The organism is Arthrobacter sp. APC 3897, from assembly GCF_030407495.1.
GTDB lineage: Bacteria > Actinomycetota > Actinomycetes > Actinomycetales > Micrococcaceae > Arthrobacter_B.
In genome coordinates this window covers 128,036-143,364 of the sequence record NZ_JASDDG010000003.1, presented here as the reverse complement: position 1 = coordinate 143,364, position 15,329 = coordinate 128,036, and the positions used below count along the sequence as shown (strand labels likewise).

General features: G+C 66.4%; 15 protein-coding genes. 9 read left to right on the top strand and 6 right to left on the bottom strand.

All coding sequences use genetic code 11. From position 1 onward, the window contains the following. Positions 1–44 precede the first annotated feature (44 nt). The 9 genes from QMA10_RS02935 to QMA10_RS02895 all read left to right on the top strand — a co-directional run bounded on the left by QMA10_RS02935 (position 45) and on the right by QMA10_RS02895 (position 9,932). Complete coding sequence (locus QMA10_RS02935; RefSeq protein WP_290165994.1) at positions 45–491, top strand: YchJ family protein; 447 nt, start codon at positions 45–47, stop codon at positions 489–491. A 146-nt stretch (positions 492–637) separates the two neighbouring features. Beyond that, a complete protein-coding gene (locus QMA10_RS02930; protein WP_290165992.1) occupies positions 638–1,693 on the top strand; it encodes a zinc-dependent alcohol dehydrogenase family protein in 1,056 nt (351 codons plus the stop codon). A 127-nt stretch (positions 1,694–1,820) separates the two neighbouring features. Beyond that, on the top strand, positions 1,821–2,837 hold the full coding sequence (locus tag QMA10_RS02925) for a zinc-binding dehydrogenase (RefSeq protein WP_290165990.1): 1,017 nt from the start codon (positions 1,821–1,823) through the stop codon (positions 2,835–2,837). Positions 2,838–2,889: 52 nt separating this feature from the next. After that, positions 2,890–4,296, top strand: coding sequence for an alpha-amylase family glycosyl hydrolase (locus QMA10_RS02920; RefSeq protein WP_356833496.1), 1,407 nt, complete (start codon positions 2,890–2,892; stop codon positions 4,294–4,296). Positions 4,297–4,617: 321 nt separating this feature from the next. Further along, positions 4,618–5,259: an ABC transporter permease gene (locus QMA10_RS02915; protein WP_290165988.1), complete on the top strand. Its 642-nt coding sequence runs from the start codon at positions 4,618–4,620 to the stop codon at positions 5,257–5,259. Then, complete coding sequence (locus QMA10_RS02910) at positions 5,252–6,484, top strand: ATP-binding cassette domain-containing protein (RefSeq protein ID WP_290165986.1); 1,233 nt, start codon at positions 5,252–5,254, stop codon at positions 6,482–6,484. The genes QMA10_RS02915 and QMA10_RS02910 overlap by 8 nt, the downstream gene beginning before the upstream one ends. After that, the gene (locus tag QMA10_RS02905) at positions 6,481–7,299 is read left to right on the top strand and encodes an ABC transporter permease (RefSeq protein ID WP_290165983.1); all 819 of its coding nucleotides are present in this window, start codon (positions 6,481–6,483) and stop codon (positions 7,297–7,299) included. The genes QMA10_RS02910 and QMA10_RS02905 overlap by 4 nt, the downstream gene beginning before the upstream one ends. Next, a complete protein-coding gene (locus tag QMA10_RS02900; RefSeq protein ID WP_290165981.1) occupies positions 7,300–8,316 on the top strand; it encodes a glycine betaine ABC transporter substrate-binding protein in 1,017 nt (338 codons plus the stop codon). A gap of 155 nt (positions 8,317–8,471) precedes the next feature. Then, entirely contained in the window at positions 8,472–9,932 is a 1,461-nt protein-coding gene (locus QMA10_RS02895; protein ID WP_290166123.1) for a DASS family sodium-coupled anion symporter, read from the top strand. Here the strand turns inward: QMA10_RS02895 and QMA10_RS02890 are convergent. The 6 genes from QMA10_RS02890 to QMA10_RS02865 all read right to left on the bottom strand — a co-directional run bounded on the left by QMA10_RS02890 (position 9,929) and on the right by QMA10_RS02865 (position 15,325). After that, entirely contained in the window at positions 9,929–10,876 is a 948-nt protein-coding gene (locus QMA10_RS02890) for an alpha/beta hydrolase (protein WP_290165979.1), read from the bottom strand. The two genes, QMA10_RS02895 and QMA10_RS02890, sit on opposite strands and share 4 nt — an antisense overlap. Before the next feature lie 96 nt (positions 10,877–10,972). Beyond that, on the bottom strand, positions 10,973–11,818 hold the full coding sequence (locus QMA10_RS02885) for an urease accessory protein UreD (RefSeq protein WP_290165977.1): 846 nt from the start codon (positions 11,816–11,818) through the stop codon (positions 10,973–10,975). Further along, entirely contained in the window at positions 11,784–12,548 is a 765-nt protein-coding gene (ureG, locus tag QMA10_RS02880; RefSeq protein WP_290165975.1) for an urease accessory protein UreG, read from the bottom strand. The genes QMA10_RS02885 and ureG overlap by 35 nt, the downstream gene beginning before the upstream one ends. Continuing rightward, positions 12,541–13,275: an urease accessory UreF family protein gene (locus tag QMA10_RS02875; protein ID WP_290165973.1), complete on the bottom strand. Its 735-nt coding sequence runs from the start codon at positions 13,273–13,275 to the stop codon at positions 12,541–12,543. The genes ureG and QMA10_RS02875 overlap by 8 nt, the downstream gene beginning before the upstream one ends. 11 nt (positions 13,276–13,286) lie before the next feature. After that, positions 13,287–14,993, bottom strand: a complete 1,707-nt coding sequence (locus QMA10_RS02870; RefSeq protein WP_290165971.1) for an urease subunit alpha — start codon at positions 14,991–14,993, stop codon at positions 13,287–13,289. Then, complete coding sequence (locus tag QMA10_RS02865; protein WP_356833549.1) at positions 14,993–15,325, bottom strand: urease subunit beta; 333 nt, start codon at positions 15,323–15,325, stop codon at positions 14,993–14,995. The genes QMA10_RS02870 and QMA10_RS02865 overlap by 1 nt, the downstream gene beginning before the upstream one ends. Between the last annotated feature and the right edge of the window lie 4 nt (positions 15,326–15,329).

Here is a 15,329-nt window from a genome sequence, read left to right as displayed (position 1 = left end):
GGGACCGGAGATAACCAAGGGGCGGGACCGGAGATAATGGGTGCATGACTTCAGCCGAGCGCGCCTCCCGCCCTGCCGCCTCATCCGCCTCCGCCCCTGCACCCGGCGTTCCCGCCGCGGATGACCGGTGCCCCTGCCTGAGCGGGGAAACCTATTCCGGCTGCTGCGGAAAGTACCATTCCGGTGCACAGGACGCTCCCACCGCTGAAGCCCTGATGCGCTCGCGGTACTCTGCCTTCGCCGTCGGCGACCAGCCGTATCTGTTGAAGACCTGGCACCCGTCTACCCGCCCGGCCGTCCTGGAACTGGACAGCGGACTGCAATGGAGGCGGCTGGACATCATGGAAACTTCCGCCGGCGGCCCGCTCGATGAACAGGGAGTGGTCCGGTTCCGTGCCCATTACCGGGACGGAACCACCCGCGGAATTCAGGAAGAAACCAGCCGGTTCATCCGCGTGAACGGAGTCTGGCTCTATCTGGACGGTGAATAGCAGGTCTCTCTTCCGCACCCTCCTTCCCCGCTCCTAAGCTGGAAAAGACCGATCAGGGGGCGCCTGAGCCCCGTGTTCCGGCATCCACCGGACCAGGTTGCAGAGGCGGCCTGTCATCAGGATCGGTCCTAGCAGACGAGGACACCATGAAAGCACTTGTCTATGAGGGTCCCGGACAGAAATCGTGGAAGGATGTTCCGGATCCGCAGATCCAGGAGCCGCGCGACGCCATCGTCAAGATCGATACCACTACCATCTGCGGCACAGACCTTCACATCCTCAAGGGAGACGTCCCGGCCGTGACCCCGGGCCGGATCCTGGGACACGAAGGGGTGGGTACCATCACCGAAACCGGCAGCGGCGTCAGCAACTTCAAGGTGGGCGACAAGGTCATCCTGTCCTGTGTATCGGCCGACGGTTCCTGCACGTTCTGCCGAGACGGGCTGTACTCCCACTGTGTAGGCGATGAGGGCAGCTCCGGCATCGGATGGATTTTCGGACACCTGATTGACGGCACCCAGGCCGAATATGTGCGGGCTCCGTATGCCGACACGTCGCTCTACCACCTGCCGGAAGAAGTCTCCGCGGAACACGGCGTGCTGCTGAGCGACATCTTCCCCACAGGCTTCGAAATGGGAGTGCAGTACGGGCAGACAAAGCCCGGCGACGTGGTGGCCGTGATCGGTGCCGGACCGGTTGGCCTGGCCGTCATCGCCACTGCGAAGCTGTACGGCGCTGCCAAGGTCATTGCGGTGGACCTGGATGCCAACCGGGTGGAGCAGGCCCGCAAGTTCGGTGCCACCCACGGGGTGAACTCCGGCGATTCGGACTGGCGCGAGCAGATCATGGCCCAGACGGATGGCTGGGGCGTGGACGTTGCCGTTGAGGCCGTAGGCATCCCGGCGACCTTCGAAATGTGCACCGACATTGTCCGTCCCGGCGGCAATGTGGCGAACGTGGGAGTTCACGGCAAGCCTGTCAGCCTCGCACTGGACCGGCTCTGGATCGAGAACATCAACATCAGCATGGGCCTCGTGAACACCAACACGCTGCCCATGCTCCTGAAGCTGGTTGCCGAAGGCAAGCTCCCCGCCGAGGAGTTCATCAGCCACCGCTATCCTCTCGATGACATCCTTACCGCGTATGACACTTTCTCCCGGGCCGCGGAAACCGACGCCCTGAAAGTGATTCTTCAGGCCTAAGGCATCCCGCAGGCCGCAGGCCGCCTTTCCCCGGCGGCCTGCGGCCTTTTGCTGCGTGCCCGGCCGAGGAACATAATGGGGGCGGCGCTCCAAACAGCCGCCGCCATCTTCGCGAAAGAGGTTTGCCATGTCAGCCGGCACCATGCTTGCAGGACGTCTCAACGTCGAGACCAAGGAATTTGCGCTTCAGGAAGTCCCCGTCCCGGAGCCCGGACCGGGATTTGTCCGGGTCAAAGTGGGTGCGGCAGGTGTCTGCCTCTCCGATGTCCACCTCATCCAGGGCCTGCTGCGCCCGCAGTTCCTGAAGGGCAGCGAAGTGACCCTGGGACATGAGGTTGCCGGCACCGTGGATGTGCCCGGCCCGGGCGTGACTTCAGCGAAGCCGGGGGACCGCGTGGTCATCCAGGCCGGTTACGAGTACAACGGTGCCACCCTCACCATGGGCGTGGACTACGACGGCGGCTGGGCCGAGTACGTCGTCGTGCCGGCGGGTGTCCTGGTGCCGCTGGGGGATGACATTCCCTTTGACCAGGCATCGATTATTCCGGATGCCGTTTCCACTCCCTGGGGTGCCATTTCCTCCACCGCCGACGTACGCGCCGGCGAAGCCGTGGGCGTGTGGGGTATTGGCGGACTGGGAGCGCACGGTGTCCAGCTGCTGCGCCTCATCGGCGCCGCCCCCATCATTGCTGTGGACCCGATAGCCGAGGCCCGGGAACGCGCCCTGGAATTCGGAGCGGATTACGCCTTGGACCCGATGGCCGATGGTTTTGCCGATGCCGTGAAGGCGGCTACCTCCGGCAGGGGACTGGACGTGGCGCTGGATTTTGCCGGCGTTGATGCCGTGCGTGCACAGGCCGTCAAATGCCTGGGCCGGCGCGGGCGGCTTGTTCTGGTGGGTCTGAGCGGCACTCCGATCTCCATCGCCGACAGCACCGGGTTCTCCTACGCGCGCAAGCAGATCCTGGGCCATTACGGCTCCGAGGCCCATCACGTGCCGCAGTTGGTGAACCTCACCAGGCTGGGCCGGCTGGACTTCGCCAAATCCATCAGCGGCCGTATTCCGCTCAGCGAAGCCGCACAGGCGGTGAAGGCGCTGGACGCCAAAGAGGGCAACCCCATCCGCCTGGTGCTGGTCCCGTGAACCCTGCCGCGGCAGGGGAGGAGATCACAGCCGGCCTGCGGAACAGGTGTCCGTGAGTCAGGAACAGCGGCGGAATCAAGAGCAGTGGTGGCGGGACGCCCTGATCTATCAGGTCTATGTGCGCAGCTTCGCCGACTCCAACGGCGACGGCATCGGCGACCTGCCCGGTGTGACCTCCAGACTGGATTACCTTGCCGGGCTGGAGGTTGACGCCCTGTGGCTGACACCGTTCTTTCCCTCGCCCCAGGCCGACGGCGGCTACGACGTCAGCGACTACCGCAACGTGGATCCCATGTACGGAACGCTGGCGGACTTCAAGGACCTGCTTGCTGCCGCGCATTCCAGGAACATCCGGATCATCGTGGACATTGTGCCCAACCACTGTTCCGACCGGCACCCGGATTTCCAGGCCGCACTGGCCGCGGAACCGGGCTCCCCGGAACGGAGTAAGTTCATTTTCCGCGACGGGAGAGGCGAACACGGCGAGCTGCCGCCGTCGGACTGGCAATCCAAGTTCGGCGGACCGGCGTGGGAACGCGTCCCGGACGGCCAGTGGTACATGCACATCTTCTCCCGGGAACAGCCGGACTTTAACTGGCATCACCCCGAGGTGCGGGCGGACTTCGAACACACCCTGCGGTTCTGGTCGGACCTGGGCGTGGACGGCTTCCGGGTGGATGTGGCGCACGGGCTGATGAAGGACCTGGAGCCGCCGCTGCGCAATACCGCCGGAGCGGATGCCGCCCCGCTGCTGTCCCCGCCGGAGGGGGACAACCATCCGTTCTGGGACCGGGACGACGTGCACGGTGTGTACCGGCAGTGGCGGAAGATCCTGGACGACTATGATCCCCCGCGGCTGGCGGTGGCCGAGGCCGGTGTGAGCCTGGAACGGCTGCCGATGTATGTGCGTTCGGATGAGCTGGATCAGGCCTTCAACTTCTTCTATCTCCGCAGCCCCTGGGATCCGGCAGCATTCCGCACCGTGATTGATGCCGCCCTGGCCGGGGTGGCCCGGGTGGGGGCGGCCACCTCCTGGGTCCTGTCCAACCACGACGTCGTCCGGCACCGCACCCGCTACGGACTTCCCGCGGGCACCGATCTGCTCCGCTGGAGTGCCTCCCACGGCACCGATCCGCTGCCCGACGACGCCGCGGGCCGGCGCAGGGCACGGGCGTCGGTGCTGCTCACCCTGGCCCTGCCCGGGGCCGCCTATCTGTATCAGGGCGAAGAACTTGGCTTGCCGGAAGTGCCCGACCTTCCCTCCGACAGCCTGCAGGACCCCATCTTGCCCGCACCGGCGGAGCGGAAAAGGGACGGGACGGCTGCCGGGTTCCGCTGCCCTGGCAGGCCGCTGCGCCCGGCTTCGGATTCACTGAGGGCATCCCGTGGCTCCCGCAGCCCGAAGGCTGGGGGCTTCACGCCGCCTCCGGGCAGGAGCACGACGCCGGATCCTTCCTGACGCTGTACCGGCGGGCAGCTGCCGCCCGGCGGCGGTTCCTGGCAGCGGGTGGTCCGGGAACTGACATTTGCTGGCAGGACGCCGGTGCCGGCGTCCTGGCCTTCAGGCGCGGCCGGCTGCTGTGCCTGGTGAATTTCGGTGCCGGAGATTTCCCCCTGCCTGCCGGGGAGCTGGTCCTGGCCAGTGAGCCCGGGACCCGCGGGACACTGGCAACTGACACGTCCGCCTGGGTGTTGACGGGGTAACCCCTGCACAGCGGGACAGGGCCGGTTTACGCTGGAGGAACAGCAGATCCCACCCAACCGACAAAGCGGGTTTGGCGTGACAGACTTCATTGCGGAGCGCTGGAATGACATTCTTTTTTCCAGCTGGCAGCATTTCTCGCTGGTGGTGCAGTGCCTGACGGCCGCCGCAGTGCTGGGCGTACTGATCGCGGCTTTCGCCTACCGGCGGCCGTCCCTGCGGTCTGCCGCGGACAGCATCAGCGCCGTGGGTTTGACCGTTCCCTCCTTTGCCCTCATTGGCCTGCTTATTGCCCCGCTGGGGTTCGGCGTGCTTCCTGCCGTGATCGTGGTGGGCTTTTACGCCCTGCTGCCCATTCTTCGCAACGGCATTGTTGGCCTGACCGGTGTGCCCAGGAACACTGTGGAAGCAGCCCGGGGCCTGGGAATGGGACGGCTGCGGCTGTTCTTCCGGATTGAGCTTCCGCTGGCGTGGCCGGTGATCCTCTCCGGCATCCGGGTCTCCGGCCAAATGGTGATGGGGATAGCGGCCGTGGCAGCCTATGCCCTTGGCCCCGGCCTGGGCGGCTTCATCTTTTCCGGCCTGTCCCGGCTGGGCGGTGCCAATTCCCTGGAATCCGTGGTGACCGGCGTCGTGGGGGTGGTGCTGCTGGCACTCATCCTGGACCTGCTGCTGGTGGGCCTCGGCCGGCTGACTATACCGAGAGGCATCCGTGTCTGAAACGAATTCTCCTTCTGCCCGGCCATCCGGCGGAATCCTGCTCCGGGACGTCTCCAAACGCTTCCCCGGCCAGGACCGCGCGGCCGTGAACAACCTGAACATGGAGATCTCCTCGGGAGACATGGTCATGCTGGTGGGACCTTCCGGCTGCGGAAAGACCACCACGCTGAAAATGATCAACCGGCTCATTGAACCGACCTCCGGGCAGATCCTGCTGGGCGGCCGGGACATTTCTGCCGTCGACGGCGATCAGCTGCGCCGCGGCATCGGCTACGTGATCCAGGCCGGAGGTCTTTTCCCGCACATGACCGTGGCGGCCAATATCGGCGTCGTTCCCTCCATGCTCGGGTGGGACAAGGCACGCACCGCCCGACGGGTTGATGAACTGCTGGACCTCGTTTCCCTGGACCCGGCGCGGTACCGGAACCGGTACCCCAAGGAGCTCTCCGGCGGGCAGCAGCAGCGGGTGGGAGTGGCCCGGGCACTGGCGGCGGACCCGCCGGTGCTGCTGATGGATGAACCGTTTGGCGCAGTGGATCCGATTACCCGGGAACGGCTGCAGGACGAATTGCTGCGCATCCACGCGGATCTGGAGAAAACCGTGGTCTTCGTGACCCATGACTTCGATGAGGCCCTCAAGCTGGGGGACCGCATCGCGGTTTTTGCCGAGGGCGGGCGCCTGGTCCAGTACGACTCACCGGAACGGATCCTGGCGGAACCGGCCAACGACTTTGTGCGGCAGTTTACCGGCGCCGAAGCCGGTCTTAAGCAGCTGGCACTGGCCCGGATCAGCAGTGTCCCGGCTCTGCCGGTGGTCAGCGGAACCGCCGGCGAAGGTCCGCGGAGACTCCTGGCCCGCGCCCTGGCAGCGGGCCAGCAATCAGCGGTGGTTGTCGACGGAACCGGCAGCCCCGTTGCCTGGCTCTCCGTGGCTGAGCTGGAGGAACTGCGGGAGCTGCCCGCAGACCGGCAGCCCCAGCTCCCCGTTGTGGGCCCGGGCAACAACCTTGCCGATGCCCTGAGCCTGGTGCTGGTGTCCAGCCGTGACGGGGTACTCGTTAGTGACGCGCAGGGGCACCTGCAGGGCGTGATTGACGCTTCGCTCATTCTGCAGGCGGTACGCACGCGGCAGTGGGTATCCAGCGCCAGACAGGAACGGGAACGCAAACGCGGCTCCAAGGCGCACCCGGCACCTGCAGGGTCCAAGAAAGCCGGGGAGCCATGAGCGCCAACAGCGCGGCGGGAGTTGTCGCCGCAACGAAACCGGCGGAACGGGAGCAGACGCTCACGGGTGCCGAAGCTGCTTCCGAGCTCCGGGGGAACTCCCCGCGCGGGCTCATCTGGCAGCTGGCGGGAATCGCTGCGGGTCTCGCGGCCCTGTTGTTCTGGCTCTCGGCAGCAAACCTGACGCAGACCGAACTGACCACCCTGAATCCGGCCACCCTTTGGGTCTACACGCTGGAACACCTGCGGCTGACGGCAATTTCAGCCGTCATCGTGCTGCTCATCGCCCTTCCGCTGGGTGTGCTGCTGACCCGCAGGCCGCTGCGTTTTCTAACCGGACCGGTGCTGTCCGTGGTCAACATCGGCCAGGCGGCACCGGCGATCGGGCTGGTGGTCCTGCTGGCCTTCTGGCTGGGATTCGGTTTCCGGACCGCAGTGGTGGCTCTGGTGCTTTATGCCCTGCTGCCTGTCCTGCGCAACACCATGCTGGGTCTGGACAACGTGGATTCCCGGCTGGTGGAGGCCGGGCGCGGGATGGGCATGAGCGCGGCGCGGGTGCTGTTCCGGGTGGAGCTGCCGCTGGCAGTCCCGCTCATGCTGGCCGGAATCCGCACCGCCCTGGTGCTGCTGGTGGGTACCGGGGCCCTGGCCACGTTTATCAACGGCGGCGGGCTGGGCGTCCTGATTACCACCGGCGTGAACCTGAACCTGCCCCGCGTGCTGATCAGCGGCGCCGTCATGGTGGCCCTGCTGGCCCTGATGGTGGACTGGATTGGCCGTGTGGTGGAGTACGTTGCCCGTCCGAAGGGTCAATAGATGAGTACGGCACCCCAGGCCGGAAGGCCGCGCCGCAACCGGCCCGCCGCCGCGCTCGCGGGAGTACTTGCGGCAGCCGCTCTGGCATTGTCAGGGTGCGGACTGCAGCCGGCCGGTTCCTACGTGCCGCCGGTGGAACCGGGAAGCATTGAACCGATTGAGGGCTTGCCCGAGGACGCGTCCGTCACTGTGACCTCAAAGAACTTCACGGAGCAGCTCATTCTCGGCAAAATGAGCGTCCTGGCCGCCAAAGCCGCCGGGTTCGAGGTCACTGACCTCAGCAACGTGCCCGGCAGCACCCCCGCCCGGGAATTGCTGCGCAGCGGGCAGGCGGACATCATGTGGGAGTACACGGGAACCGCTTGGCTCACGTATCTCGGCCAGGAACAGGGGATTCCGGACCAGCAGGAGCAGTGGCAGGCCGTATACGACGCCGATATCGCCAACGGGCTGACGTGGGGAGCCCCCGCGGAGCTGAACAATACGTATGCGCTGGCGATGAGCCGTCCGCGGGCGGAAGCACTGGGCATCAGCAGCATCTCCGACCTGGCGGCACTGCCGGTCCAGGACCTGACCTTCTGTGTGGACGCGGAATTCAACTCCCGGCAGGACGGGTTCAATCCCATGCTCCAGCTTTACGGGCTGGAACGGGGCAGCGTGGTTCCGGAAGGAAATGTGGGCCTCTATGACACCGGGGCCATCTACGGTGCGGTGGACCAGGGGGAGTGCACTGTTGGGGAAGTCTTCGCCACGGACGGGCGGATTGACGCGCTGGACCTGCTGGTGCTGGAAGATGACCGCGGCTTCTTTCCGGCCTACAACGCGGCACCGGTGATCTACACCAAGACCCTGCAGGAGTATCCGGAACTGGAAGCGGTCCTCGAACAGGTGGCGGTGAAGCTGGACGATGAAACCATGCGGTCACTGAACCTCAGGGTGGATGTCCAGGGCGAGGAACCGGAGCAGGTTGCCTATGACTGGATGGTGGCGGAGGGGCTGGTAAGTCCCGCCCAATAGCCGGTACCCAGCCTCCTGACATGGACCTTCTTTGCGTTCGCCATGAGGACTGGGGTTGGATGATGGGACGCCCGCCCACTCATCCGGAGGACAGCACTGTGACACTGCCCGGTACCGAACCAAGTACAGAGACTGACGAAGAGACTGCCCCGGGGATGCTTGCCCCTGCGGAAGACAGACGGGTGCTGCTGCGCAAGCGCCTCGGATTATTGCTTGGTGCAGTGCTGGGCGCGGTGGTCTACCTGATCATGCCCCAGGATCTGGCCCAGCCTGCCCGCGCAACCGCCGCCGTCGCCGTCCTGATGGCGGTCTGGTGGATGACGGAGGCCATTCCGCTGGCCGCGACTGCGCTTCTGCCGCTGCTGCTGTTCCCGGTCCTAGGCGTGTCCACCATCAAGGAAACGGCGCCGCCTTATGCCGATCCCATCATTTTCCTGTTCATGGGAGGCTTCTTCCTCGCCCTGGCCCTGCAGCGCTGGAACCTTCACCGCCGCATCGCGCTGGCAACCGTCCTCCTGGTGGGGACCAAGCCCAAGCAGCTGATTGCCGGCTTTATGGTGGCTACCGGATTCCTCAGCATGTGGGTGTCCAACACGGCAACAGCGGTGATGATGCTGCCCATCGGCATCTCCGTGCTGACGCTGGTGGCCAACTTGAATGAAGAAAAGAAGGCTCCCAAGAACTTCAGCATCGCGCTCATGCTGGGCATCGCCTATTCCGCCTCGATCGGCTCCCTGGGCACCATCATCGGAACCCCTCCCAACGCCCTGATGGTGGGTTACATGGCTGATGCCCATGACGTCAACATCGGCTTCGGCCAGTGGATGCTGGTGGGAGTGCCGCTGGCCGTCATCTTCATGGGTCTGGCGTGGTACCTGCTGACCTGCGTGATCTTCAAACCGGAAATCACGGAGATCCCCGGCGGCAGGGAAATGATCCAGCGTGAGTACAAGCGCCTGGGCCGGATGTCGATGGGCGAAAAGCAGGTGCTCGCCATCTTTGTCCTGGCCGCCGGGTCCTGGATCACGGTCCCGCTGCTGTGGCCCGATTCCAACATTGCCGACGCCGTCATTGCCATGGGCGTGGCCATCCTGCTTTTTGTCATCCCAGCCAGTGTCAGGAAAGGCGTGCCGCTGCTGGACTGGAGCAGTGCCAAGGAACTGCCGTGGGACATCCTGATCCTCTTCGGGGGCGGGCTCGCCCTGTCCTCCCGGTTCACAGCCAGCGGCCTCAGTGAATGGATCGGCACCCAGGTATCGGCACTGGAGACGCTGCCGCTGATCCTGATTGTGGCGGTGGTTGCGGCCCTCGTCCTGGGGCTTACCGAACTCACCAGCAACACGGCAACGGCGGCAACGTTCCTGCCGCTGATTGGCGGAGTGGCGATGGGCCTGGGTGTTGACCCGCTGCTGCTGGTTATTCCGGTGGCCATCGTCGCCACGTGTGCGTTCATGCTGCCGGTGGCCACCCCGCCCAACGCGATTGCGTTCTCTTCCGGCCACGTTCAGATCGCGGATATGGTGAAGGCCGGCCTCTGGCTGAACCTCATTGCCCTGGTGCTGACCACGCTGGTGACGTTCACTTTGGCCGTCTGGGTGTTCGGGATCGTGTACTAGAAGAAGGCCAGCATCTCCGCCAGTACTTCCTCCGGGGCTTCCTCGGGAAGATAGTGCCCGGCGTCCACCGCCCTGCCGGTGGCGCCGGGCACTGCTTTGCCCCAGAGCGCCAGCGGCTCGAACTGCGACTCAATCACGCCGTGCTCACCCCAGAGCACCCGCAGCGGCACCTCCGGAGTCCGTCCTGCCTCGCGGTCCGCCCGGTCATGCTCCAGATCAATGGTGGCTGAGGCACGGTAGTCCTCGCACATGGCGTGAACAGCGCCGGGGGAGGATAAAGCTGCCACATAGGCGTCCAGCACGGGAGCGGGAAACGGCTCCAGCCCGGCATAGCGGCTGCCCATGATGTTCTCTATGTAGGACCGGGAGTTGGCTTCAATGAGGGCCTCGGGCAGAGGAGCCGGCTGAATCAGGAAGAACCAGTGAAAGTACGCCTCCGCAAAGGCCCGGTCGGTGGCCGCGTACATGTCCAGGGTGGGAGCGATGTCCAGGAACATGGCCCGGGAGACCCTGCCGGGGAAATCCGCCAGCATCCGGTGTCCCACCCGGGCTCCCCGGTCATGGGCGCACAGGGCGAAACTTTCAAAACCCCGCTCGGCACCGAAATGCTCCATCAGCAGGACCGCGTCCCTGGCCATTTCCCGTTTGCTGTAGGTGGAGTGGTCCGTTTCTCCTGCGGGTTTGGAGGAACCGCCGTACCCGCGCAGGTCCGGTGCCACCACGGTGAACCGTTCGGCCAGTGCGTCGGCAACCCGGTGCCACATCAGGTGGGTTTCCGGATGGCCGTGCAGCAGCAGCAGCGCCGGCTTGGGACCGGAGCCTCCGGGACCGGAGTTCGCAGAACCGGCATCGCCGGCCCTCGATAGGCGGCCGGTCACGGTGATGCCGTTGACGTCCACGGCAAACTGCTCAAAACGGGTAAAACCGGGCAGGCTTTCAGCCATGGTGTCTTCCTTCCGTGGGACAGGCACTCGGGTGCGCAGCATGCACCAGCCAACCAGCCTGAGCCTGCTTCCGCAAAGCCGGTACACGCGGACGGGCTAGCCTGTCAGTTCAGCCCGCCACGCCTCGTAGACGGGGGCAGCTGCACTGTCCGCACGGTGGGCTTCGGTGCTGAGGCTTCGCGCCACGGCTCCCGGCCCGGCCAGATCGAAGCGCCGGGCCCGGGAGTCGTCGGGCACACCGGGTACGGCGGCCTGCCCGGGACGCCAGCCTACCGCCGTCGCGCTGGCCACCGCCTTGGCAGCTCCGAGAATTCCGACGGCGCGGTCCCGCGGGCCGGTGAGGTTCAGGTCTTCGAAGAGGATGTCCCCGCCCGGTCCGGCGGCACGGGTGGTGCTGCGCAGCCTGCCGCCGTGTTCGCCGCTGCGGCCCAGCACCAGGGTCTCGCGGACCAGGGCGCGCGCCCCTGCGGCCAGCTGCAACCGGGTTTCCCGCTGCACATTCGATCCCGCGGCAGCCACAAAGGACGCGCCGTCCCAGATCAGGGCTGAGTCCTCTCCCAGCTCCGCGTGCAGGGACCAGCGGGAGGGAACCAAATCGGCGTCGTACGCCACCTGGCCCGCCGGCTCCACCACTTCCAGGGTGACGCCGGGGCCCACTGAGACTTCAATCCGCACGTCGTCACCGCCCAGGAGCATCATATGGATGCCGATCAGGGCTACGCGCAGGTGCAGCGGACGGGCGGTCCCGTTGACCGGACGCGCAGCCAGGTACAGTCCTTGATCGAGCACTGAGAACCGTGCACGGCCGCCGTCGTGTTCCACGCTGATGCGGGTGGGGCGCGGCCGCACGAGGCCGGCGCCGGAGGAGGGGACAGTGACGGAGGCCGGGCCGGCGCCGGAGGCGGGCCTAGTGCCGGTGGGGAACAGCGCCGGGCTCCTCATCGTGCGAATGGATATAACCGCCGTCTTCATCGGCGTGGAAATGCGGTGCCATCGGACCCGGATCCTGCGGCGTATGGGAACCTGCGCGGTGCCGGGCCACCATGGCGCGAACCCACGCACTGAGGTCATCGATGGTGTCCTGCTGTTTGCGGGACAGGGCCAGCACCGGACCGCCTTCGCGGGCGGCGGTGGCGTCAGCGACCATCAGGTCCACATCCACGTCCACATGCGGGGCCAGGTCAATCTTGTTGATGACCAGCAGGTCCGCCCGGGCAATGCCGGGGCCGCCCTTGCGGGCCACGTCGCCGCCGCCGGCCACATCCAGGACGAAGATCTGCGCGTCCACCAGGGCGGGGGAGAAAGTGGCGGTGAGATTGTCGCCGCCGCTTTCCACCAGCACCAGATCCAGCGGGGCGAAGTCCGCCTCCAGATCTTCCACCGCCAGCAGGTTGGTGGTCACGTCGTCGCGGATGGCGGTGTGGGGGCAGGCTCCGGTTTCCACGGCGCGGATGCGTTCCGCGGGCAGCACACCGGCCGAGCGCAGGAACCGGGCGTCCTCGTCGGTGTAAATATCGTTGGTGATCACTCCGATCTGCAGCTCCCCGGACATGGCGCGGCAAATAGTGGCGATCAGTGAGCTCTTGCCGGTTCCCACCGGTCCGGCAACGCCCAGGCGCAGCGAACGGTTGGGATCGGACAGGGGTGAAGCGGCGGGCGGGGTCTCAGGCAACGAACAGTCTCCTTGTTCTTTCGGTGTGGTCTTCAGCCCAGTGCTCCATCAGGGGAGCGCTGAGTGCGGGAAGGTCTTCAAGGCTCCGGGCCTGCAGGGCCTCGTCGGCGACGGCGTTGATCTGCGGTTCGGCGTCCAGGATCCAGGCGGTGGCGCTCATGGGATCAATGGGCAGCAGTTTCAGGGCGGCGGCCACCACGGACTGCGCATCGTCGTAGCAGCACAGCCGGGCAAGGGCTGCTTCCCCCACGCCCAAGGCAGCGGCGGCCACGCCCAGCGCCACCGGCCGGGGCGGGCGCGGTGCCTCCCGTTTCAGGGCGCCGACGGCAGGATCCCCGGGAGCGAGCGTGGCTGCCAGCCGCAGCATTCCCCGGCCGAGGCGGCGGGACGCATCCCGCTGGGCGGCCGACGGCGTCCGGGCGTCAAGCGCAGCCTCCAGGGCCGCAAAGCCCGGGACGCCGCCGTCGTCATTTGGCCCGGCCGCCGCACAGATTTCCCGGGCCCGGCGGTGCGCCAGCACAGCGGCAACGGTTTCCATCCGGCCTACGGTCTGCAGACGGGAGATCAGGTACGGATAGACGCCGTCCACCTGCAGCCCGGCCATCACAGCAGGCTCCAGGCCGGCGGAATGCGAATACGCGCCCGACGGAAGGCGCGAATCAGCCAGCAGGAACGCCGCAATGGCCGATTCCCCTGCGCGGACGCCGCCGGGCACGGAAGATGTCATGCTTCCCGCCCTCAAAACAGACTGTAGCGCTGGGTCAGCGGAAGCTGCGAGGCCGGCGCGGGTTCAATGACCTGCCCGTCGATGCTGACCAGGAAGGTTTCCGGATTCACCCGGATGTCCGGAAGCGCAGTGTTATTGGGCAGGGAAGCTTTTGTCACATCACGCGTGGAGCGGATGGCGGTCAGCTTCCGCACCAGGTTCAGCCGGTCTGCCAGCCCGTCATCCAGGGCCGCCTGCGCCACGAAGGAGGTGGACAGATGCGGGGCCGAGGAGGCCCTGCCGGCCAGGGCCTCGCGCATCCAGACCGGCTGCGGGGTGGGCAGAGAAGCATTGGGATCGCCCATCTGGCCCGCCACAATGGCGCCGCCCTTGATCACCAGGGAGGGACGGATGCCGAAGAAGGCAGGATTCCACAGCACCAGATCCGCCATCTTGCCCGCCTCGACCGAGCCGACTTCGTGGTCGATGCCGTGGGCCACCGCGGGGCAGATGGTGTACTTGGCGATGTACCGGCGGACACGTTCATTGTCCGCAGGCAGGGCCGATTCCGAGGGGCCCATGTAGTCCTTCATCACGTGTGCCACCTGCCAGGTGCGGGTGATGGTTTCACCGATCCGGCCCATTGCCTGCGCATCCGAGGAAGTGATGGACATGGCGCCGAGGTCCTGCAGCACGTCCTCGGCCATCATGGTGTTGGCGCGGATCCGGGACTCGGCAAACGCGAGGTCCTCGGGGATGCGCGGATTCAGGTGATGGCAGACCATCAGCATGTCCAGATGCTCGGCCACGGTGTTGACCGTAAACGGCAGCGTGGGATTGGTCGACGCCGGCAGCACGTTGGCGGCGGAAGCCACCGTAATAATGTCCGGGGCATGTCCGCCGCCGGCTCCCTCGGCATGGAAAACATGGATGCCGCGGCCCTTGATGGCGGCCAGCGTGTCCTGAACGTAGCCGGCCTCATTCAGGGAATCGGCGTGCAGCGCCACCTGCACACCCCACCGGTCCGCCGCGGTCAGCGCCGCGTCAATGGCCGCCGGGGTGGAGCCCCAGTCTTCATGGACCTTGTAGCCGGCGGCACCGGCCAGTGCCTGCTCCTCCAGGGCTGCCTGGCTGACGGTGTTGCCCTTGCCGTAGAGCAGGAAGTTCATCGGCAGGGTGTCCAGCGCGCGGTGCATCACCTGCAGGTTCCACGCACCGGGGGTCACCGTGGTGGCCTTGGAACCCTCTGCGGGGCCGGTGCCTCCGCCGCCCACGGTGGTGATGCCTGAGGCCAGGGCTTCATGCAGCGCGTCGGTGCCAAGCAGATGCACGTGGGTGTCGATTCCGCCGGCGGTCAGGATCTTCCCCTCGCCGGCGATGACCTCGGTCCCGGGGCCGATCACCAGGGCGGGGTCGATGTTGTCCATGATGTCCGGGTTGCCGGACTTGCCGATGCCGGCGATGCGTCCGTCCTTGACCCCGACGTCGGCCCGGACAATGCCCCAGTGATCCACGATCAGCACGTTGGTGATGATCAGGTCCGGTGCGCCCCCGGCGGACGTGCGGGTGGACTGCGCCATCGATTCGCGGATGTTCTTGCCGCCGCCGAAGACCGATTCGTCGCCGCCGAAGGTGTAGTCCTTCTCCGGGCTGATCCACAGGTCGGTGTCCCCGAGCCGGACGGAGTCGCCAACCGTGGGGCCGTACAGATGGGCATAGTCGCGGCGGTTGATGTGCATCAGGACTCCGATCCGGAAGCGGGTGCGGCGGTGGGGTCACTGCCGCGGAGTTGGAGCCCGGGCACGGTGCCGGAGCCCGCCAGTTTCACGAGCGTGACTTCGCGGGAGGCCCCGGGTTCGAAGCGCACGGCGGTTCCGGCGGGCACGCCCAGCCGGAAGCCGACGGCGGCTGCCCGGTCAAAGCCCAGGGCCGGATTCACGTCGGCAAAGTGGAAGTGGGAGCCAATCTGGACGGGCCGGTCGCCGTGGTTGGTGACAACGAGGACGCGCGTTTCGCGGCCGGCGTTGAGGTTGTGGGAACCTGCAGCGGTGCGAACTTCACCGGGTATCAGGCCG